The sequence below is a fragment of the Streptomyces sp. NPDC093018 genome (genome assembly GCF_040684035.1).
Taxonomy (GTDB): Bacteria; Actinomycetota; Actinomycetes; order Streptomycetales; family Streptomycetaceae; genus Streptomyces; species Streptomyces murinus.
Genome location: NZ_JBFBFF010000014.1, coordinates 160,559 through 180,662, shown reverse-complemented (window position 1 = coordinate 180,662; position 20,104 = coordinate 160,559). Strand labels below are relative to the sequence as shown.

Annotated in this window: 20 protein-coding genes and 1 tRNA gene; 13 read left to right on the top strand and 8 right to left on the bottom strand. The window is 71.4% G+C overall.

Going from position 1 to position 20,104, the window contains the following annotated elements; genetic code table 11:
* Positions 1 to 51: 51 nt before the first annotated feature.
* The 3 genes from AB0N90_RS27745 to ugpC form a co-directional block, all read right to left on the bottom strand.
* Positions 52 to 783 (bottom strand): nucleotidyltransferase family protein, encoded by a 732-nt coding sequence (locus tag AB0N90_RS27745; RefSeq protein WP_365201161.1) that lies wholly within the window; start codon positions 781 to 783, stop codon positions 52 to 54.
* Between the two features lie 33 nt (positions 784 to 816).
* Positions 817 to 1,275: a hypothetical protein gene (locus AB0N90_RS27740; RefSeq protein WP_361682482.1), complete on the bottom strand. Its 459-nt coding sequence runs from the start codon at positions 1,273 to 1,275 to the stop codon at positions 817 to 819.
* A 172-nt stretch (positions 1,276 to 1,447) separates the two neighbouring features.
* Positions 1,448 to 2,584 (bottom strand): sn-glycerol-3-phosphate ABC transporter ATP-binding protein UgpC, encoded by a 1,137-nt coding sequence (gene ugpC, locus AB0N90_RS27735; protein WP_037653392.1) that lies wholly within the window; start codon positions 2,582 to 2,584, stop codon positions 1,448 to 1,450.
* A gap of 219 nt (positions 2,585 to 2,803) precedes the next feature.
* Between ugpC and AB0N90_RS27730 the strand changes: the two genes are divergently transcribed.
* A tRNA-Thr gene (locus AB0N90_RS27730) sits at positions 2,804 to 2,880 on the top strand.
* Positions 2,881 to 2,912: 32 nt separating this feature from the next.
* On the opposite strand, the gene AB0N90_RS27725 is transcribed toward AB0N90_RS27730, so the two are convergent.
* Entirely contained in the window at positions 2,913 to 3,845 is a 933-nt protein-coding gene (locus AB0N90_RS27725) for a LysR family transcriptional regulator (protein ID WP_365201154.1), read from the bottom strand.
* A gap of 68 nt (positions 3,846 to 3,913) precedes the next feature.
* On the opposite strand from AB0N90_RS27725, the gene AB0N90_RS27720 reads away from it, so the two are divergent.
* Positions 3,914 to 5,161: an FAD-dependent monooxygenase gene (locus AB0N90_RS27720; protein ID WP_365201152.1), complete on the top strand. Its 1,248-nt coding sequence runs from the start codon at positions 3,914 to 3,916 to the stop codon at positions 5,159 to 5,161.
* A gap of 87 nt (positions 5,162 to 5,248) precedes the next feature.
* On the opposite strand, the gene AB0N90_RS27715 is transcribed toward AB0N90_RS27720, so the two are convergent.
* Entirely contained in the window at positions 5,249 to 6,889 is a 1,641-nt protein-coding gene (locus AB0N90_RS27715) for an FAD-dependent monooxygenase (protein WP_365201149.1), read from the bottom strand.
* 210 nt (positions 6,890 to 7,099) lie between these two features.
* On the opposite strand from AB0N90_RS27715, the gene AB0N90_RS27710 reads away from it, so the two are divergent.
* From AB0N90_RS27710 to AB0N90_RS27680, 7 genes are all read left to right on the top strand, one after another.
* On the top strand, positions 7,100 to 8,188 hold the full coding sequence (locus tag AB0N90_RS27710; RefSeq protein ID WP_361674441.1) for a SchA/CurD-like domain-containing protein: 1,089 nt from the start codon (positions 7,100 to 7,102) through the stop codon (positions 8,186 to 8,188).
* A gap of 62 nt (positions 8,189 to 8,250) precedes the next feature.
* Positions 8,251 to 8,709 carry a cupin domain-containing protein gene (locus AB0N90_RS27705; RefSeq protein WP_037653388.1) on the top strand — a complete coding sequence of 153 codons (459 nt, stop codon included), beginning with the start codon at positions 8,251 to 8,253 and terminating at the stop codon, positions 8,707 to 8,709.
* Entirely contained in the window at positions 8,706 to 9,965 is a 1,260-nt protein-coding gene (locus AB0N90_RS27700; protein ID WP_128790635.1) for a beta-ketoacyl-[acyl-carrier-protein] synthase family protein, read from the top strand. The genes AB0N90_RS27705 and AB0N90_RS27700 overlap by 4 nt, the downstream gene beginning before the upstream one ends.
* Positions 9,966 to 9,972: 7 nt before the next feature.
* The gene (locus AB0N90_RS27695) at positions 9,973 to 11,217 is read left to right on the top strand and encodes a ketosynthase chain-length factor (protein ID WP_361674438.1); all 1,245 of its coding nucleotides are present in this window, start codon (positions 9,973 to 9,975) and stop codon (positions 11,215 to 11,217) included.
* Positions 11,218 to 11,236: 19 nt separating this feature from the next.
* On the top strand, positions 11,237 to 11,491 hold the full coding sequence (locus AB0N90_RS27690) for an acyl carrier protein (protein WP_046422178.1): 255 nt from the start codon (positions 11,237 to 11,239) through the stop codon (positions 11,489 to 11,491).
* A gap of 1 nt (position 11,492) precedes the next feature.
* Positions 11,493 to 11,972 carry an SRPBCC family protein gene (locus AB0N90_RS27685; protein ID WP_086805942.1) on the top strand — a complete coding sequence of 160 codons (480 nt, stop codon included), beginning with the start codon at positions 11,493 to 11,495 and terminating at the stop codon, positions 11,970 to 11,972.
* 30 nt (positions 11,973 to 12,002) lie between these two features.
* Positions 12,003 to 12,326, top strand: a complete 324-nt coding sequence (locus AB0N90_RS27680) for a TcmI family type II polyketide cyclase (protein WP_086805941.1) — start codon at positions 12,003 to 12,005, stop codon at positions 12,324 to 12,326.
* Between the two features lie 87 nt (positions 12,327 to 12,413).
* Here AB0N90_RS27680 and AB0N90_RS27675 read toward each other — a convergent pair whose 3' ends face one another.
* Together AB0N90_RS27675 and AB0N90_RS27670 are read right to left on the bottom strand one after the other, a co-directional pair.
* The gene (locus tag AB0N90_RS27675; protein WP_365201237.1) at positions 12,414 to 13,409 is read right to left on the bottom strand and encodes a methyltransferase; all 996 of its coding nucleotides are present in this window, start codon (positions 13,407 to 13,409) and stop codon (positions 12,414 to 12,416) included.
* A gap of 142 nt (positions 13,410 to 13,551) precedes the next feature.
* Complete coding sequence (locus AB0N90_RS27670) at positions 13,552 to 14,652, bottom strand: right-handed parallel beta-helix repeat-containing protein (RefSeq protein ID WP_365201143.1); 1,101 nt, start codon at positions 14,650 to 14,652, stop codon at positions 13,552 to 13,554.
* An 87-nt stretch (positions 14,653 to 14,739) separates the two neighbouring features.
* Here AB0N90_RS27670 and AB0N90_RS27665 point away from each other — a divergent pair, with 87 nt between their 5' ends.
* From AB0N90_RS27665 to AB0N90_RS27655, 3 genes are all read left to right on the top strand, one after another.
* A complete protein-coding gene (locus AB0N90_RS27665; RefSeq protein WP_365201140.1) occupies positions 14,740 to 15,405 on the top strand; it encodes a rhomboid-like protein in 666 nt (221 codons plus the stop codon).
* 10 nt (positions 15,406 to 15,415) lie between these two features.
* Positions 15,416 to 16,822 (top strand): FAD-dependent oxidoreductase, encoded by a 1,407-nt coding sequence (locus AB0N90_RS27660; protein ID WP_365201138.1) that lies wholly within the window; start codon positions 15,416 to 15,418, stop codon positions 16,820 to 16,822.
* 174 nt (positions 16,823 to 16,996) lie between these two features.
* A complete protein-coding gene (locus AB0N90_RS27655; RefSeq protein WP_365201136.1) occupies positions 16,997 to 17,647 on the top strand; it encodes a hypothetical protein in 651 nt (216 codons plus the stop codon).
* A 67-nt stretch (positions 17,648 to 17,714) separates the two neighbouring features.
* Here AB0N90_RS27655 and AB0N90_RS27650 read toward each other — a convergent pair whose 3' ends face one another.
* A complete protein-coding gene (locus AB0N90_RS27650; protein ID WP_365201133.1) occupies positions 17,715 to 19,208 on the bottom strand; it encodes an MFS transporter in 1,494 nt (497 codons plus the stop codon).
* Positions 19,209 to 19,418: 210 nt separating this feature from the next.
* On the opposite strand from AB0N90_RS27650, the gene AB0N90_RS27645 reads away from it, so the two are divergent.
* On the top strand, positions 19,419 to 20,096 hold the full coding sequence (locus tag AB0N90_RS27645) for a pentapeptide repeat-containing protein (RefSeq protein WP_365201131.1): 678 nt from the start codon (positions 19,419 to 19,421) through the stop codon (positions 20,094 to 20,096).
* The last annotated feature ends 8 nt before the right edge of the window (positions 20,097 to 20,104 follow it).

Genomic DNA, 20,104 nt, shown 5'->3' with positions numbered 1-20,104 from the left:
GTGAAGGGGCCCGGTACCGCGAAAGGTACCGGGCCCCTCTTTCACGCTCTCCTACCGGCCCAGGGCCGCCAGCTCCTTCGCAGCTTCCGTCAGATCCTTCGCCGTGTCGATGGCCCGCCAGTACGCGCCCTGCGGCAGCGGGAAGCCCGCGAGCTTGCGTTCGCGGGCGAGCCCGGGGAACGTGGTGCGCTCATGGTCGCCGCGCTCGGGCAGCAGGGTGGTGAACTCCGGCGAGAAGACGTACACACCGGCGTTGATCTCGAACGTGGACGGCGGCGCCTCGATGAAGTCGGTGATGTGCCCGAACCCGTCGGTCTGCACCGCGCCCCAGGGGATCCGCGGCCGGGCCAGCGCCAGCGTCGCCACGGCGTCCCGCTCGGTGTGGAAGTCGGCCATGTCCCGCAGCGAGAAGCGGGTCCAGATGTCGCCGTTGGTGGCGTACCAGGGCCGCTCCGGGTGGGGGAGATGCGCGGCGGCGAACTTGAGGCCGCCGCCGCGGCCGAGGGGCTCGGTCTCCACGACGGTGCGCACGGAGACCGGCAGTTGGGCCGAGTCCAGCCAGTCCTGGAGGACCTCGGCGAGGTGGCCGCAGGAGACCACCACGTCCGTCACACCCTCCTCGGCGAGCCAGGCGAGCTGGTGGCCGATGATCGGAGTGCCCGTGCCGGGGATCTCGACCATCGGCTTGGGCCGGTCGTCGGTGTACGGACGCAGCCGGGAGCCCTGGCCGCCGGCCAGGATCACGGCTTGAGTGGGGCGCGACGCGGCGTTCGGATGGGTCATGACCCGCACTGTACGTGGCGCCCCGGGCCGGGTTCAGCCGCGTGCGGCCAGCACTCCGGTAGCGAAGGAGGTGTCGCACACCGGGCGCGCGTACGACTGGGCGCGCGAGGCGCCGTAGATGCGTACGGCGGCCCGGCCGAGGGAGCGGGCGATGGAGGTGCAGTGCCGGGCGAGCGAGGGGTGGCCGTTGACGGCCTCCTGGAGGTGGGTGAGGACCACGCCCGGGTTCTTCTCGCGCAGTTCGCTCATCAGGCGGTCGCGCAGCACGTCCTCGGGGGCGTGGGCGACCGTCTTGGGCGCGGACTGCACCGCGGTGATGTCGGAGGCGGTGAGCACCGAGCCGGCGGGGCTTCCGGTCCAGTTGACCCGGGTGACCGCGAGGGTTCCCGAGAGCACCAGGACGACGGGCAGGACGAGGGCGAGGGAGCGGCCGACCCGGCGGGCAGGGCCCCGGTGGCTGCGTCGCGTCTGAGTGGTGATGGAGTGCTTCACGCGTGTGAGGGTAGCGGCCGGTAATGGCGCGAGGACATTCCGTCACTCTTACGGGGGATGAGAAAGTGCGGTTTTCGGGGTAGGGGGTTGACGCTCACCCCGGAACGATCATGCGAAGAGGGCCCCGCGGTGTATCGCGGGGCCCTCTGCCGGGACGGTGTCCGGGCGGTGCTCAGTCGGACAGGCGCTCGCCGGTGGACGTGGAGAACACATGGGTCTCGCCGGGACGCGGCACGACGTGCAGGGTGGCGCCCTTCTCCGGCACCTGGCGGCCGTTCACGCGCACGACCAGGTCCTTCAGGTCGCCGTCGATGTCGGCGCTGCCGTAGACATAGCCGTCGGCGCCCAGCTCCTCGACGACGTTCACCGAGACGGCGAGGCCGGCCGGGGCGTCCGCGGCGTCCTTGGTGAGGGAGGCCGCGGCGGCGCCGCCGTGCTCCACGACATCGAAGTGCTCGGGGCGCACGCCCACGGTCACCGTGCGGTCACCCTTGTCGGTGGCGGCCTTGAGGGCCTCGCGGTTGACGGGCACCACGCTGTTGCCGAACTTCACGCCGCCGTCGGTGATCGGGACCTCGACCAGGTTCATGGCCGGGGAGCCGATGAAGCCGGCGACGAAGAGGTTGGCGGGCTTGTCGTACATGTTGCGCGGGGTGTCGATCTGCTGGAGCAGACCGTCCTTGAGGACCGCCACCCGGTCGCCCATCGTCATGGCCTCGACCTGGTCGTGGGTGACGTAGACGGTGGTGATGCCGAGCCGGCGCTGGAGCGAGGCGATCTGGGTGCGGGTGGAGACGCGGAGCTTGGCGTCCAGGTTGGACAGCGGCTCGTCCATGAGGAAGACCTGGGGCTCGCGCACGATCGCGCGGCCCATCGCGACACGCTGGCGCTGACCGCCGGACAGGGCCTTCGGCTTGCGGTCGAGGTACTCGGTGAGGTCGAGGATCTTCGCGGCCTCCTCGACCTTCTGCCGGATCTCCGCCTTGTTGACGCCGGCGATCTTGAGCGCGAAGCCCATGTTGTCGGCGACCGACATGTGCGGGTAGAGCGCGTAGTTCTGGAACACCATGGCGATGTCCCGGTCCTTGGGCGGCAGGTGGGTGACGTCGCGGTCGCCGATCCGGATGGCGCCGCCGTTGACGTCCTCCAGACCCGCGAGCATCCGCAGCGAGGTGGACTTGCCGCAGCCCGACGGACCGACCAGGACGAGGAACTCGCCGTCCTCGATCGCGATGTCGAGCGCGTCGACGGCGGGCTTGGTGGAACCCGGGTAGATCCGGGTCGCCTTGTCGAACGTGACAGTGGCCATGGTGAATGGGCCCCCTTCTACCGGCAGGAACGTGCCGGACGATCCGTTGTAGGAAGGTGGTTGGTGTAGTCCACGCGAGTGAACCGTTTCGAGACGGTACCCGGCGTTCACGCGATCTGTCAGTACATGGACGACGGTGAACTTCGCGGAAATTCTCACCGGGCCCGCAAGGTGACATGGGTACACTGCACAGGCACGTCCGCGCGACACGCGCGGCAGGCCTCCTTAGCTCAGCTGGTCAGAGCGCCGCTCTTGTAAAGCGAAGGTCGTCGGTTCGAATCCGACAGGGGGCTCCATGATCGCCACCGGTGGACAACCGGTGGACGGATCACTCCATCGCCCCTTTGCGCCCGGCGCGCCGGGCGCGCTGCCGTGCGGTTTCCTCGATCATCGCCACCAGCGCGTCCGTCGCAGCGCCGGGATGCCGGTTCTTGGCGGTCGCGAGCGACAGCGACCAGGTCAGGTCGTCACTTCCCGGGCCGGTGATGCGCAGCGTGGGGCCCGGGTGGACGTAGGCGTCGGGCAGGATCGCCACCCCCAACCCATGGCGCACATACGCCATGGCCGTCTCGGCGTTGGTCACCTCGATGGAGACGTACCGGGACCGCCCGGCCGCGGTGAACGCGCGGTCGACGATCGACCGGATGCCGTAGCCGATCGGGAAGTCGACGAAGACGTCGTCGGCCAGCTCGGCCAGGGTCGCCGCTCCGCGGCCCGCCAGGGGATGTGTCGGGGCCATGACGAGGTGCATGCCGACGGACACGAGGGGGGTCAGCCGCAGGCGGTGACCGGCGGGACCGGGTTCGGACAGCAGGGCCAGATCGAGACGGCCGGCGGCCAGGTCGTCGGCGAGCTCGCGGGAACCGCCCGGCCGGTGGCTGAGCCGCACGCGCACCCGTGGGTGAGTCGCGTGCATCCGGCCCAGGGCGGCGGGAAGATCGATGTCGGGCAGCGAGGCCATCACCCCGACACGGACCTCGCCCTGGATCCCGCCCCGGACCTCGTCGACGGCATCGACGGCGGCCCGGGCCGCCGCGAGTGTGTCGCGGGCCCGCGGAAGCAGGGCGCGACCGGCCTCGGTCAGGGACACCTCGCGGGAGGTGCGGTGGACGAGTTCGGCCTGCAGCTGCCGCTCCAAGGTCTTGAGTCCGGCCGAGACCGCGGATTGCACCACGTGCAACCGTGCCGCTGCCCGGGTGAAGTTCCGTTCCTCCACCACAGCGACGAAGTACTCCAGCTGCCGAAGCTCCAGACCGATCACGATCGTTGATTGTAATCAGCGTCATTCATCGTTGGACGCGAACGGCTCGGCGGATGAGGCTCGGTGGCATGGGAGAAATCGAACCGAAAGTCCGCGTGCGCAACAGCCGGGTCCTGATCGTCGGCGCCGGGATCGCGGGACCGACCCTGGCGTTCTGGCTCGCCCGCCACGGCTTCACCCCGACGGTGGTCGAGCGGTCGCGGCAGGTACGCGGGGGCGGTCAGGCGATCGACGTGCACGGCAGGGCCGTCGACGTGCTGACGAAAATGGGGCTGGTCGACGCCGCGCGCGCCGCCCGGACCGGTGTCCGGGGCATGGACTTCGTCAACGCGCGCGGCCGGACCCTGGCCCGGACCACCGCGTTCAGCCTCACAGGCGGGGTCGCGGGCGGCTCCGGCATCGAGTTGATGCGCACCGACCTGGCAGCGTTGTTACTGGACAGCACCCGTGCCACCACCGAGTACGTCTACGGCGATCATCCGGTGGAGATCGAACAGACCGGCACAGCGGTCACCGTCGGGTTCGCGAGCGGCTCGGTCCGGGAGTTCGACCTGGTGGTGGGTGCCGACGGCATCCGCTCCGCCACCCGGTCGATCGCGTTCCCGGCGGACAGCTACCGCCTGCACCGGCTCGGGCGCTACATCGCCATCGGGGAAGTCCCGAACTTCCTGGGCTACGACCGCTGGGAGACCTTCTACGCCGCGGGATCCGATCGTCGGGTCTGCTACTTCGCCGGCGCGGGTGCCACTCGCGTGATGTTCACCAAGACCGATCCGGACCTCGATGTCGAGCAGTACGACGACGAGGGCTTACGGGCGCTGCTGCGCTCTCACTTCGCCGATGACGGCTGGCAGACCGGCCGTCTGCTCGACGAGGTCACGGGCACCCCCGATTTCTACTTCGACGATCTGCGCCAGGTCCACATGGACTCGTGGCACCTCGGACGGGTCGCGCTCGTCGGAGACGCCGGGTACTGCGCCTCACCCGCCTCCGGTCTGGGAACGACCCTGGCCATCGTCGGCGCCTACGTCCTGGCCGGTGAACTGGCCGCCGCCCACGGCGATCACCATCTCGCGTTCGCGCGCTACGACCGGCGGCTGCGGCCCTTCGTCGCGGACTGCCAGGAACGCGCGCGCCGCGGCGGGAACCTCTACGTCACCCGCCCCCGCTTCTGGCTGCAGATGCAGCAGATCAGGCTCTCCAACCTGCCCCTGCTCCGACGCGTCATGAGCGGTCTGGCCGCCGGCGGCAAGGAGCGCATCTGCATGGGCATCACCTTCCCCGACGACGAGAAGACCCCGTCGCCGATCCCGTGAGGGGCGGACATGCGGGATCCGGCGGCAGGCCGGGGCGCACGGCACAGGGCCGCCCGGCGGGCGGCCCTGTGCCGTTGTCCGTGCGGGTCAGTCCTTGCGCAGTACGGCCTTCAGCGCGTCCCGCAGGGCGGACCGGGGGTCGGGGGAGGCGCCCTGGGCGCGCCAGGCGACGAAGCCGTCGGGGCGGACCAGGACCGCGCCGTCGGCGCCGACGCCGTGCAGCTCGGCCCAGTCGTCGCCCTCGGTGTCGTACATCAGGTCGGCGTCGCCGCCGGGGCCGATCCGGTAGGCGTCGAGCCGTACCCCGTCCAGGGCGGCGACGCGCCGGGCGGCGTCGTACCAGCCCGCGTCGTCCGGGGCGTCGGTGAGCAGCACCATGGAGCGCTCGTAGAGGTCGAGGGTGGACAGCCGGCGGGCGGCCTGGCGCAGCCACAGGTGCGGGGCGCGGGTGCCGGGGCGGCCGGTGAGGGAGAGCGCGTCGGGGATGATCGGCGCCTCGGGGTCGGTGCCGACGGCGGCGCCCTCGGGGTAGTGGTAGCCGAGGACGACGTTGAGGATGCCGCCGCGCTTGGCGCCGCCGACGCCGGGGGCCGGGGCGAAGCCGGGGTGGCTGTGCTCGACGGAGCGGGCGGAGGCGCGGGCGCTGGTGGCGACGGCGACCGGGCGGCGCTCGGCGCCGTAGCTGTCGAGGAGCGCGGGACCGGCCCAGCCGTCGAGGACGGCGGCGAGCTTCCAGGCGAGGTTGTGGGCGTCCTGGATGCCGGTGTTGGAGCCGAACGCGCCGGTGGGGGACATCTCGTGGGCGGAGTCGCCGGCGAGGAAGACCCGGCCCTGCGCGTAGGAGTCGGCGACCCGTTCGGCGGCGCGCCAGGACGCCATTCCGGTGATCTTCACATCGAGGCCGGGCACGCCGACCGCGGCGGCGATGTGCCGCTGGAGCCGCTCCTCGGTGAACTCGTCGAGGGATTCGCCGAGTTCGGGGTGCCAGGGGGCGTGGAAGACCCAGCGCTCCTTGTTGTCGACGGGGAGCAGGGCGCCGTCGGCGTCGGGGTGGGTGAGGTAGCAGCAGATGAAGCGGCGGTCGCCGACGACGTCGGCCAGGCGGGTGGAGCGGAAGGTGACGCTGACGTTGGCGAACAGCTCGCCGGGGCCGCTCTGGCCGATGCCGAGGGCGTGGCGGACGGGGCTGCGGGGGCCGTCGGCGGCGACGAGGTAGTCGGCCCGGACGGTGTAGCGCTCGTCGGTGGAGCGGTCGCGGACGATCGCGGTCACCCCGTCGGCGTCCTGTTCGAAGGACTCCATCTCATGGTGGTAGCGCAGATCGCCGCCGAGTTCGCGGGCGCCGTCCACGAGGACGGGTTCGAGGTCGTTCTGGCTGCACAGATTCCAGGCGGTGGGGCTGAACTTCCGCAGGCCGCCGCCGGGGTCGATCTCCTTGAACAGCCACTCGCCGGCCTCGCCGACCAGGGTCGGGGTCTGCAGGATGCCGTGGTTGTCGGCGAGCAGGGAGGCCGCCGCCTTGATGTCCGGCTCGATGCCGGCCACCCGGAAGAGTTCCATCGTGCGGACGTTGTTGCCGCGTCCGCGCGGGTGGTGCGAGGTCCCGGAGTGCCGCTCCACCAGCATGTGGCGCACGCCGAGGCGGCCGAGGAACAGGGACGTGGACAGGCCCACCAGTGAGCCGCCCACGATGAGGACGGGAACCCGGTGGTCGGCTGTGTGATGCATCGAGCCTCCAGATGCAGGGGTGCGTACAAGGCGCCTGTGAGTCTCATGCCCGGTATCACCGTTGTTGGGGCCATTTGCGCGCGGGATCACCCACGTGGTTCCTACGAGTCGCGGGCTTACGGCCAGCGGCACAGGATCAAGAAGCGCTGACGTCGCGTCACGGCGGTGACCGGCGCACCCGAGATCCCCCGCCAAGGAGATGTCCGCACCATGACCACCACCTCTGAACGTCTGTCAGAAGCACCGGCGCGCGACGCGTCGAAGCGTGTCTCCCAGTCCGTGTTCGACGGCTCGCGGCTCCGGGTCGTTCTGCTGGTCGACGTCTTCGACGGCGCGCAGCAGCAGTTCCTGGAGGCGTACGAGCAGCTCTGCAACCAGGTTGCGTCGGTTCCCGGCCATGTCAGCGACCAACTCTGCCAGTCCATCGAGAATCCATCCCAATGGCTCATCACCAGCGAGTGGGAGAGCGCCCCGCCGTTCCTCACCTGGGTGAACAGCGAGGAGCACGTGCGGATGGTGGAGCCGCTGCACTCCTGCGTGCGCAACACCCGTTCGCTGCGCTTCCACATCGTCCGCGAGACGGGCCGCGCCTATGAGACCGACGCGCCCGCCCGGGGCCGGCTCCAGACGGAGGTGCGCATCGGTGACGGAGTGCTCCGGCACGCGCTGACCTTCACCGTGAAGCCGGGCACCGAGGACAAGGTCGCCAAGCTGCTCGCCGACTACGCGGCGCCCGAGCCGCGGGTGGACGACTCCACGCGGCTTCTGCGCACCTCGCTGTTCATGCACGGCAACCGGGTGGTGCGCGCCATCGAGGTGCGCGGCGATCTGCTGGCCGCCCTGCGCCATGTCTCGCGCTCGCCCGAGGTGCGGGCCGTGGAGGAGGCCATCAACCCCTACCTGGAGCAGGACCGGGACCTGGAGGACCAGGAGTCGGCCCGGCTGTTCTTCACCCGGGCGGCGCTGCCCGCCGTGCACCACGTGATGGCGGACGACCGGCCCGAGGGCACCCGGCGGGCCCTGTACTACCCGGCCAAGGCGGGCCGCGGGATGAAGCTCGCGGAGCTGCTCGCCAAGGCGGACTCGGCGGCCACCGACGACCCGTCGAGCCAGGTGCTGCGCAGCACGGTCTTCGAGCGCGAGGACGTCGTGGTGCGGCTGGTGGACCTCGCCGCCGAGGGCGCGGACGTGGACCCGCTGCCCCGGGACCCCGCGCAGGCCGCCGAGCTGCGTGAGCTGCTGGCCGGTGAGACCGCCCGCATGGAGCTGGTCACCGACCGCCGCTCGCCGGAGGTCTGAGCGGCCCGTCCGCTCCCGGGAGCCACACCCAGAAGCCCGATCACATCCACCGGAGGAACGTCGTGATCAAACCCCGTCCGAGAATCGTGGATCTCAGCGAGACCGAGCCCAACACGCGGCGCGGCGGCGATCTGCGCGCCATGCTCACCCCGGCCACGGTCGGTTCCACCAGCGGCTTCATGGGTGTGGCCATCGTGCAGCCCGGCGACCGCATCGGTGAGCACTACCACCCCTACTCCGAGGAGTTCGTCTACGTCGTCTGCGGTGAGCTGGAGGTCGACCTGGACGGCGAGCCGCATGTGCTGCGCCCGGAGCAGGGCCTGATGATCCCCATCGACATGCGCCACCGGTTCCGCAACGTCGGCAAGGTGGAGGCCCGGATGGTCTTCCACCTCGGCCCGCTGGCGCCCCGCCCGCAGCTCGGGCACGTCGACACCGAGGAGACGTCGGTGATCGGCGCGGCCGCGGTGCTGACCGAGCCGGCCGGGGCGGGCGCCGACGGCGGAGGGGTCAGGTCATGACCCGGCGCGTGGCGGTCACCGGCATAGGCATCGTCGCCCCGGGCGGCATCGGCACCCCCGCGTTCTGGGATCTGCTCGCGCACGGCCGGACCGCGACGCGGGGCATCACCTTCTTCGACCCCTCCCAGCTGCGCTCGCGGATCGCCGCCGAGTGCGACTTCGACCCGGCGGCGCACGGCCTGGACGCCGAGCAGGTGGAACGGGCGGACCGCTACATCCAGTTCGCGCTGGTCGCGGGCGACGAGGCGGTCCGCGACTCCGGCCTCGACCTGGCGCGGGAGGACCCCTGGCGGATCGCGGTGTCGGTGGGCACCGCGGTCGGCGGCACCACCCGCCTGGAGAACGACTACGTGCTGGTCAGCCATGGCGGCGAGCGCTGGGACGTGGACCACGAGCGGGCGCGGCCCCAGCTGCACCGGGCGTTCTCCCCGAGCACCGCCGCCTCCGCCGTGGCGGAACGATTCGGCGCCCAGGGTCCGGTGCAGACCGTCTCCACCGGCTGCACCTCGGGCCTGGACGCCGTCGGATACGCCTTCCACACCGTCCAGGAGGGCCGGGCCGACATCTGCATAGCCGGTGCGTCGGACTCGCCCATATCCCCCATCACCATGGCGTGCTTCGACGCGATCAAGGCCACGTCACCGAACAACGACGACCCCGCGCACGCCTCCAAGCCCTTCGACAACAACCGTGACGGCTTCGTCATGGGCGAGGGCGGCGCGGTGCTCGTCCTGGAGGAGCTGGAGCACGCACGGGCCCGCGGCGCGCACGTCTACTGCGAGTTCGGCGGCTACGCGACCTTCGGCAACGCCTACCACATGACCGGTCTGACCAAGGAGGGCCTGGAGATGGCGCGGGCCATCTCGACCGCCCTCGACCAGGCCAGGCTCGACCCCACGGCGATCGACTACGTCAACGCGCACGGCTCAGGCACCCGGCAGAACGACCGCCATGAGACGGCGGCCGTCAAGCGGGCGCTCGGGCAGCACGCCTACGACACCCCGATGAGCTCCATCAAATCCATGGTGGGCCACTCCCTCGGGGCGATCGGCGCCATCGAACTGGTCGCCTGCGTGCTGGCCCTGGCCGAGCAGGCCGTACCGCCGACCGCGAACTACGAGACCCCCGACCCCGAGTGCGACCTGGACTACGTGCCGCGTACCGCCCGCGAGCGGAAGCTGACCAGCGTGCTCTCCGTGGGCAGCGGGTTCGGCGGCTTCCAGTCCGCGGTGATCCTGACCCGGCCGAGGGAGTGAGGACGAGATGAGCGAACCCCAGGACCGGCGCGCGGCCGTCACCGGCATCGGCGTGGTCGCGCCCAACGGCATCAGCACCGACACCTACTGGAAGGCCACCCACGAGGGACTCAGCGTCCTGGACCGGGTGACCCGCGAGGGGTGTGAGCGCCTGCCGCTGAAGGTGGCCGGCGAGGTCCGCGCCTTCGACGCGGCGGACACCATCGAGGAGCGCTTCCTCGTCCAGACCGACCGCTTCACCCACTACGCCATGGCCGCGGCCGACTTCGCCCTCACCGACGCCCGGCTCGGCCAGGCCGACACCGACCAGTCGCCGTACTCCATCGGCGTGGTCACCGCCGCGGGCTCCGGCGGCGGCGAGTTCGGCCAGCGCGAGCTCCAGCGGCTGTGGGGCAAGGGCAGCCGGTTCGTGGGGCCGTACCAGTCCATCGCCTGGTTCTACGCCGCGAGCACCGGCCAGGTCTCCATCCGGCGCGGCTTCAAGGGTCCCTGCTCGGTCGTCGCCTCCGACGAGGCCGGCGGTCTGGACGCCCTCGCGCACGCGGCCCGCGCGGTGCGGCGCGGCACCGACGCGATCGTGGCCGGCTCCACCGAGGCGCCGCTCGCGCCGTACTCGGTGGTCTGCCAGCTCGGCTACGAGGAGCTGAGCCGGGAGAGCGAACCGGGGCGCGCCTACCGGCCGTTCACGAAGGACGCGTGCGGGTTCGTGCCCGCCGAGGGCGGCGCGATGCTCGTGGTGGAGGCCGCCGGCGCCGCCCGTGCGCGCGGCGCCGACATCCGGGCCTTCGTCGCCGGGCACGCGGCCACCTTCACCGGCGCCTCCCGCTGGGCGGAGTCCCGCGCGGGCCTCGCCCAGGCCATCCGGCAGGCGCTGGCCGAGGCCGAGTGCGCGCCCGAGGAGGTCGACGTCGTCTTCGCCGACGCCCTCGGGGTGCCGGCGGCCGACCGGGCCGAGGCGCTGGCCATCGCCGACGCCCTCGGTGCCCATGGCACCCGGGTGCCGGTCACCGCGCCCAAGACCGGCACGGGCCGCGGCTACTGCGCGGCCCCCGTGCTGGACACCGCGGCGGCCGTGCTCGCGATGGAGCACGGACTGATCCCGCCGACCCCCAACGTCCACGACGTCTGCCACGACCTCGACCTCGTCACCGGCCGCGCCCGGGTCGCCGAACCGCGCACCGCGCTGGTCCTCAGCCGGGGCCTCATGGGGTCGAACTCGGCGCTGGTGCTGCGGCACCCCAGCGCGCGGTGAACAGCAAAGGAGGAGAGCAATGTCCAAGATCACCGTCGAAGAACTCGCAGCCCTCATGAAGAAGGCGGCCGGGGTCACCGTCAGCCCCCAGCAGCTCAACGACAAGCCGGACACCGGCTTCGACGTCCTCGGCGTCGACTCGCTCGGCCTGCTCGGCATCGTCGGCGAGCTGGAGAACGAGCACGGCACCCCGATGCCGGTGGACGCCGAGCGCTGCAAGACCCCGCAGCAGTTCCTCAACCTCGTCAACAACACGCTGATGGCAGGAGCCTGACATGGCAGGACACACCCAGAACGAGATCACCGTCGCGGCCCCGCTCGACCTGGTCTGGGACATGACCAACGACCTGGAGCGCTGGCCCCAGCTCTTCAGCGAGTACGCGGCCGTCGAGGTGCTCAAGCGCGAGGGCGAGAAGACCACCTTCCGGCTCACCATGCACCCGGACGAGAACGGCACCGTCTGGAGCTGGGTCTCCGAGCGCGAGCCCGACCGCGCCACCCGCACCGTCAGGGCGCGCCGGGTGGAGACCGGTCCGTTCGCCCACATGGACATCCACTGGGCCTACGAGGAGGTCCCGGCCGGCACCCGCATGGTGTGGACGCAGGACTTCGCGATGAAGCCGGAGGCCCCGGTCGACGACGACTGGATGACCGACAACATCAACAAGAACTCCAAGGTCCAGATGGCCCTGATCCGCGACAAGATCGAGAAGGCCGCCGCCGGCCACCGGCCCGCCCCGGCGCTCGCCGACTGAGCGCCACCGCACCGGAAGGGAGGCACCACCGTGCACCAGGCCCTGATCGTCGCCCGGATGGCCCCGGGCTCGGCCCCCGACATCGCGAAGATCTTCGAGGAGTCCGACCGGGGGGAGCTGCCCCACCTCGTGGGCGTCACCCGGCGCAGCCTCTTCCAGTTCGGCGATGTGTACATGCACCTCATCGAGTCCGAGCGCGAACCGGGCCCGGCCATCGCCAAGGTCACCGAACACCCCGAGTTCCGGGGCGTCAGCGAACGGCTGACGGCATACGTCAGCGCGTACGACCCGGAGACCTGGCGCTCCCCCAAGGACGCGATGGCGCGTCGCTTCTACCTCTGGGAGCGCTCCTGATACGCGCGTTCGCGGCACAGGAAAGCCGGTCGCCGGGCCCGCGGTGCAGCGGGCCCGGCGACCGGCGTTCCGGTACGGCGTCGCCGGTCAGGCGCCCACCCGGCACTCGAACGCGTGCAGGTACGGGTTCACCGGCCGGACGGTGTCCACGGCGAGCCCCGCCGCGGTGAGCCGGCTCACCATGCTGTCGGTGGTGTGCTTGGCGCCGCCGACGTTGAGGAGCAGCAGCAGGTCCATCGCGGTGCTGAAGCGCATCGACGGGGTGTCGTCGACCAGGTTCTCGATGACGATCACCCGGGTGCCGGGCCCGCCCGCCTGGACGACGTTGTGCAGCAGCCGGGCCGTGCTCTCGTCGTCCCACTCCAGGATGTTCTTGATGACGTAGACGTCGGCCTTGACCGGGATCGCCTCGCGGACGTCGCCCGGCACGATCTGCGCGCGGCCGGCCAGGTCGCCGCCCTCGCGCAGCCTCGGCAGCGCGTTCTCCACCACCCGGGGCAGGTCCAGCAGACTGCCGTGCATCTGCGGGTACTTGTCCAGCAGGCAGGCCACCACATGGCCCTGGCCGCCGCCGAGGTCGGCGACGGAGGCGGAGCCCGACAGGTCGAGCAGGGCCGCGACCTCCCGCGCCGACTGCTCGCTGGAGCGGGTCATCGCCCGGTTGAAGACGTCCGCGGACTCCGGCGCGTCCTCGTTCAGATAGGTGAAGAACTCCTTGCCGAACAGGCCCTCCACCACGTTGCGGCCGCTGCGCACCGCCTCGTCCAGCTTGGGCCAGGCGGCCCAGGTCCAGGGCTCGGTGCACCACAGCGCGATGGCGCGCAGGCTGTTCGGGTCGTCCTCGCGCAGCAGCCGGGACATGTCGGTGTGCGCGAAGGTGCCGTCGGGCCGCTCGGTGAAGACGCCGTAGCAGGCCAGGGCCCGCAGCATGCGGCGCAGCGGCTTCGGTTCGGTGTGCACCTTCGCCGCGAGGGCCTCGGCGCTCTGCGGGGTGTCCCCGAGGGCGTCCGGCACGCCGAGGCGGGCGGCGGCCCGTACGGCGGCGGACAGGGCCGCCCCGAAGACGAGTTCGCGCAGCCGCATCGGCGGGGGCGGGGCGGTCGGGGCCTGGTCGGTGGCCCGGTTCGGCGGTGCCGTCTCAGCGGTGGTCATCTGCCGCCTTCCTTCGTTCTCGGCGTGCGTCGGTCCAGCGGATCGGTGGTGGGGCGGATCGGCGGTCGGGCGCTCAGCACAGGCCGGCGGGCTTGGAGACCCGGCAGGCGTTGTGGTCGAAGGTGTTGCCGATGCCCTTGGTCTCGGTGTTCACCAGGTCCGCGGGCCCGTTGCCGGCCAGCGCGTTGCCGCTGATGCGGTTCTGGTCGTTGGTGACGCCCACGAAGCTCTTGAACAGCACGATGCCGCCGGACAGCGGGGAGTCGCCCGAGTTGTTGGTGACCCGGTTGCCGTCCACCACGGTCTTCTCGGCGCCGGTCAGCACGATGCCGGAGCCCTGGATGGCGGGCAGCCGGTCGGTCTTGGGGCAGGACTTGTTGTTCTCGGTGACGTCGTTGAAGGCGACCTCCAGGTCACCGGCCTTGGGCTTGTTCTCGTCGCCGACGACGAACACACCGGCGCAGTTGCCCGCGATGTAGTTCTCGGCCACCGAGAGGTTGCGCAGCCGCCGCACGGTGACGCCGATGCGGTTGCCCTCCAGCCGGTTGTGGTCGATCACCGTCCGCCGGGTGTCGAGGGCGCCGGCCTCCTCGGTGATGGTGTTGGCGAGGAAGACGCCCGCGTCGCCGTTGCCCTGCGCGTAGTTGTCCATGATGTGCCCGTGCACGGAACGCTCCTGGGCGATGCCCCACACGGCGTTCTTCACGGCCTGGACACCCCGTACGGTCATCGTGTCGGTCGCCATGCCGAACACCCCGGCGCGGCTGAAGCCGGTCACCTTCAGATCGGCGACGGTGACGCCCTCGACGTTCGTCGTCTTGGTGCCGATCACACAGATGCCGTTGCCGCCCTCGGCGCAGCTCTTGGTGGCCTTGGTGTTCTTGCTGGGGGCCGCACCTGTCGTCTTCGTGGCGGGCTCGATCACCGTGTTCGCGCCGGTCCCGCGCAGGGTGATGCGGGGCGTGCCGATGGTGACGCTCTCCTTGTAGACGCCGGGGAGCACGAGCACGGTGTCGCCCGGCCGCGCGCTGTTCACGGCCTTCTGGATCGATTCACCCTGGTGGACCACGAGGGTCTGATGGAGGGCGGCCGCGGGGGAGGCGCCCAGACCGATTCCCGAACCGACGAGTGCCGCGACGGCGCTCGCGGCATAAGCGAGGTGACATCTCTTCATACTGGGTACGTTATGACCGAATAATCCGTAGATGTGTGGATAGGCCAATCGGCGGCGTGTCCGCGCGCGGGGACGCATACTGGCGACGTGACCCGGGTCAACCCCCTCCGCCGTGGACTCGGGGCGGTCGCGGGCTACGTCCGCAGCGCCCCGGGCACCTACGTCTGGCTGGCGGTCCTGTTCGTCACCACCGTCGCGGTGCACCACATGTCGCCCGGGTTCGAGCAGCACTTCCTGCGCCGCAGGTCCACCAACATCCACGAGCTGTCCCGCACCCCGCTGCGGGTGCTGGTCACCAGCGCGATGTGGATCGACGGCGGGCGCTGGCTGCCGTACGCGTTCCTGTACACCGTCTTCCACGCCCCGGCCGAACGCTGGCTCGGCACCGCCCGCTGGCTGCTGGTGTGCGTGGCGGCCCATGTGCTCGCGTCCCTGGTCAGCGAGGGCCTGCTGCTGAAGGCGATCCGGGACGGCATCGCACCGCACTCGGCGGCCAACACCCTGGACATCGGCGTCAGTTACGCCCTGGCCGGGGTCGTCGGCGTGCTCACCTACCGCATCGCGGCTCCCTGGCGCTACGCCTACCTCGCCGTCGCCACCCTCGTCTTCGCGCTGCCCCTGACCGAGGCGCCCACCTTCACCGACGTCGGACATTTCCTCGCGCTGCTGATCGGTCTGGCCTGCTGTCCGCTGACCAGAGGCCGCGGAAAAGCATGGAATCCGAAGGAGACACTGACCGCGTTCAAGGGTTAGGTTCCCGGCCATGAGCAGCTCGGCGAGCAGTGTCGTGAACGGTGGCATCTCCTTCTGGTACGTGGACGACGGCCTCCCGGCGGTACGGGAACCGCTGCCCGGGGACGCCACGGCGGACGTGGTGATCGTCGGCGGCGGGTACACCGGCCTGTGGACCGCGTACTACCTGAAGAAGGCCGCGCCCTTCCTGCGGATCACCGTCCTGGAGCAGAAGTTCTGCGGATACGGCGCCTCCGGCCGCAACGGCGGCTGGCTGTACAACGGCATCGCGGGCCGCGACCGCTACGCGAAGCTGCACGGCAAGGAGGCTGCGGTACGCCTCCAGCAGGCGATGAACGACACCGTGGACGAGGTGATCGCGGTCGCCGGGGCGGAGGGCATCGACGCCGACCTGCACAAGGGCGGCGTCCTGGAGGTGGCCACGACCCCCGCGCAGCTGGCCCGGCTGCGGGCCTTCCACGAGCACGAGCTGTCGTACGGCGAGAAGGACCGGGAGCTGTACGGCGCCCGGGAGACGGCCGAGCGGATCCGGGTCGCGGACGCCGTCGGCTCCGCCTGGACCCCGCACGGCGCCCGGCTGAACCCGGTGAAGCTGGTGAAGGGCCTGGCGGCGACGGTCGAGGCGCTGGGCGTGGTGATCCATGAGCTGACCCCGGTGACCGAGATCCGTCCCAAGCACGCCGTCACCCCCTACGGCACCGTCCGCGCCCCCTATGTGCTGCGCTGCACCGAGGGCTTCACCGCCTCCCTCAAGGGCCAGAAGCGGACCTGGCTGCCGATGAACTCCTCGATGATCGCCACCGAGCCGCTGACCGAGGCGCAGTGGGCGGCGATCGGCTGGGCGGGCCGGGAGACGCTGGGCGACATGGCGCACGCCTATATGTACGCGCAGCGCACCGCCGACGGCCGGATCGCGCTGGGCGGGCGCGGGGTGCCGTACCGCTTCGGCTCCCGCACGGACAACGACGGCCGCACCCAGCGTGCGACCGTCGAGGCGCTGCGGGACATCCTGGTGCGCTTCTTCCCGTCCCTGGCCCAGGTCGCCGTCACCCACGCCTGGTCCGGCGTCCTCGGGGTGCCGCGCGACTGGTGCGCCACCGTCACCCTCGACCGCGCCACCGGGCTCGGCTGGGCGGGCGGTTACGTCGGCTCCGGCGTCGCCACCACCAACCTCGCCGCCCGCACCCTGCGCGACCTCGTCCAGCAGGACTCCGGACAGGCGGGCCGCACCGAGCTGACCGAACTGCCCTGGGTCGGCCACAAGGTGCGCAAGTGGGAGCCCGAGCCCCTCCGCTGGCTCGGCGTCCACGGCATGTACGCCACCTACCACACGGCCGACCAGCGCGAACGCCTCCACCCGGCGACGGAGTCCTCCCGGCTGGCCAAGGCGGCGGACCGGATCGCGGGACGCCACTGAGGCGCCGGGCGTTGGTCCCCTGACCAAAGCGGAACGGGACCATGACAAAAACGCGACCTGGGGCGGCAAGTATGATCCCCGCTGCAAACAAGCCAGATGAATGATCGAGTCCGCTTTGCCACGGCAACCGTGCGGTGGGCCCGCATTTCTTCTACGGGGAGAGGTTCTCTTTTCATGCGTATACGGGTCGCCACCAGCGTTCCTGCCGTCGCCGCGATGGCCGCGTGCGCCCTGCTGCTCACCGGGTGCAACGACGATTCCGGCTCGGGCGCCGACTCCGCGTCCTCGCCCGCGCCGACCGCGTCCGCCGCGGCCGACAGCTCCTCCCCGGCGGCGTCGCCCTCGCAGTCGGCCGCCGGCAACGGGGGCGCGGCCGCCGGTACCGCCGTGCCGGTGAACAAGACGATCAACGACGACGTGATGGGCGAGAAGGCCACCGTCATCAAGTACATCAAGGACTTCCAGCCGTCGGCGGCGTCGAAGGCCAAATTCTCGGCGCTGGCGGACGAGAAGGTCGTCCTGGTCGACGTCACGGTCACCGCGAGCTCGAAGTACTACGACAGCTTCGGCGCCACGTCCTTCTACCTCACCGGCATGCCCAACGGCATCGACCAGGCGAGCACCACCATCCTGGACGACGAGATCAAGGCCGCCGGCTACCCGCCGCTGAAGGACGCCGAGACCGGCAAGACCTCGACCGGCTGGGTCGTCTTCACGCCCACCAAGGACGCGGACAAGCTCGTCCTGCGCTACAAGCGCCTGGCGGCCAAGGCCTCCGACGGCACGAACATCACCGCGAAGAACTTCGACGTCCCGCTCGACTGACACCTGCGGAACGGGATGCGCCCCGTCGGCGAGGCCCCGGCCGTCGTCGGCGGGGCGCGTCCCTGCCTCAGCCCACCGGCTCCCGCACCGCACTGCCGGCCGCGGTGGCGTGCTTCGGGGCCGGCGCGGTCACCATCAGGCCCGCGGTCAGGGCGGCGCCGAGCATGATCACGGCGGCCCAGGCGATGGCCACGGTATAGCCGTGCACCACGCCGGCCGGGACCGCGGCGGGCCGGTGCGGACGGGCGGCGACATAGGCCGCCGCGCTGGTGGTGGCGATCGTGTTCAGCAGCGCCGTACCGATCGAACCGCCGACCTGCTGGGCCGTGTTGACGGTCGCGGAGGTGACCCCGGCGTCCCTCGGTGCGACCCCCGCCGTCGCCGTGGCGAACACCGGCATGAAGGTCAGCCCCAGGCCGAGCCCCAGCAGCACCAGGGAGGGCAGGATCTCCCCGGCGTAGGAGGAGTGCGGGGTCAGCCGGGTGAGCAGCAGCAGCCCGGCCGTCGCCAGCAGCATCCCCGGCACCAGCAGCCGCCGCGGCGGCACATGGGGCAGCAGCCGCGCCGAGATCTGGGTGGACCCGGCGACGATCGCGGCGGTCATCGGCAGGAACGCCAGGCCCGTGCGGACCGGCGAGTAGCCGAGGACGACCTGGAGGTAGTAGGTCATGAACAGGAACAGCCCGAACATGCCGATCACCGCGAACGTCATCGTCAGCAGGCAGCCCGCCCGGTCCCGGCTGCGCAGGATGCGCAGCGGCAGCAGCGGGCTCGGCGCCCGCGCCTGCCACCACACGAACGCCACGAGCAGCAGCACCCCGGCCGCCAGCAGCGCGAGCACCAGCGGGTCCGACCAGCCGCGCGGCTGGGCCTCGCCGAAGCCGTAGACGATCGCGACCAGGCCCCCGCAGCCCAGCAGCACTCCGGGCACATCGAGCCGGACCTCCCGGTGCCCGGGACGGTCGTGCAGCAGCGTGCACGCGCCGAAGACCGCGAGCGCCGCGATGGGCACATTGACGTACAGGCACCAGCGCCAGGTCAGGTACTCGGTGAGCACCCCGCCGACGATCAGCCCGATCGCCGAACCGCTGCCCGCCAGCGCGCTGTAGACCCCGAACGCCTTGCCGCGCTCGCGGGGGTCGGTGAACATCGTGGTCAGCAGGGACAGCGCGGAGGGCGCGAGCACGGCGGCGAAGACCCCTTGCAGCGCGCGGGCGCCGTAGAGCATCCCGGAGCCGGTCGCGGCCCCGCCGAGCGCCGAGGCCAGCGCGAAGCCGGCCAGACCGATCACGAAGGTGCGTTTTCGCCCCACGAGATCGGCGATCCGGCCGCCCAGCAGGAGCAGCCCGCCGAAGGCAAGGGTGTACGCGGTGATCACCCATTGCCGGTTGCCGTCGGACATGTGCAGGGCGCGCTGCGCGGAGGGGAGCGCGATGTTCACGATCGTGGCGTCCAGGACCACCATCAGCTGGGCCAGGGCGATGACGACCAGCCCCCACCAGCGGTGCGGATCCGTACCCTCCGCGGCGGCCCGGGACTCACCCGTTCGGCCGATGCTCATCTGGCCAGAACACCATGGATCGGTGGGTGCCGCATCTGGGTGACTTCGCCCTGATTCTCAGGCTTTTCTCAGGGGTTCTCTCAGGGTTCCGGTACGACCTTTCCGACGGTGCCGTAACCGCGACCTGGAGCGCGCTTGAGGTCAAGGGGCGTCGGCGCAGGTGGGGGGCGGGTGGCGGCGATTGTCAGTGGTGGGGTGCAGCATGGACCCATGGCGAGGGGAACGACCGGCGGGAGCCGGGTGGGACGGGGCGCACGACGGCCGGAGCTGCGACTGCCGCCGCTGGAGCCATGGGCCGGCGACGGCCTTGAGCCCGACGGGGACTACGACGGCCTTGAGTTCGCGGACGCGGACCTCACGGGCCAGGACGCGGCGGGCGCCCGGTTCATGGACTGCGCGCTGCGCGGCTGCGCGATCGACGGGACGAAGCTGCGGCACGCCCGGGTGCTGGACACCGCGCTCACCGGTCCCCGCGGGGTCGGCACGGATCTGTCCGAGGCCACCCTGCGCGATGTCGAACTGACCGATCCGCGCCTCGGCGGCACCCAGCTGCACGGCGCGGTGCTGGAGCGGGTCGTGGTGCGCGGCGGCAAGATCGACTATCTGAATCTGCGCATGGCCCGGCTGCGGGACGTGGTCTTCGAGTCCTGCGTCCTGGTCGAACCGGACTTCGGCGGCGCGCGCCTGGAGCGGGTGGAGTTCGTGGACTGCGCGCTGAAGGGCGCGGACTTCACCGGGGCCACGCTGAAGGACGTCGATCTGCGCGGCGCCGCCCCGCTGGAGATCGCCCGGGGCCTCGACCGGCTGTCCGGCGCGGTGATCGGCACCGGCCAGCTGCTCGACCTGGCCCCGGTGCTGGCGGCGGCGCTCGGGATACGCGTGGAGTGAGCGATCCC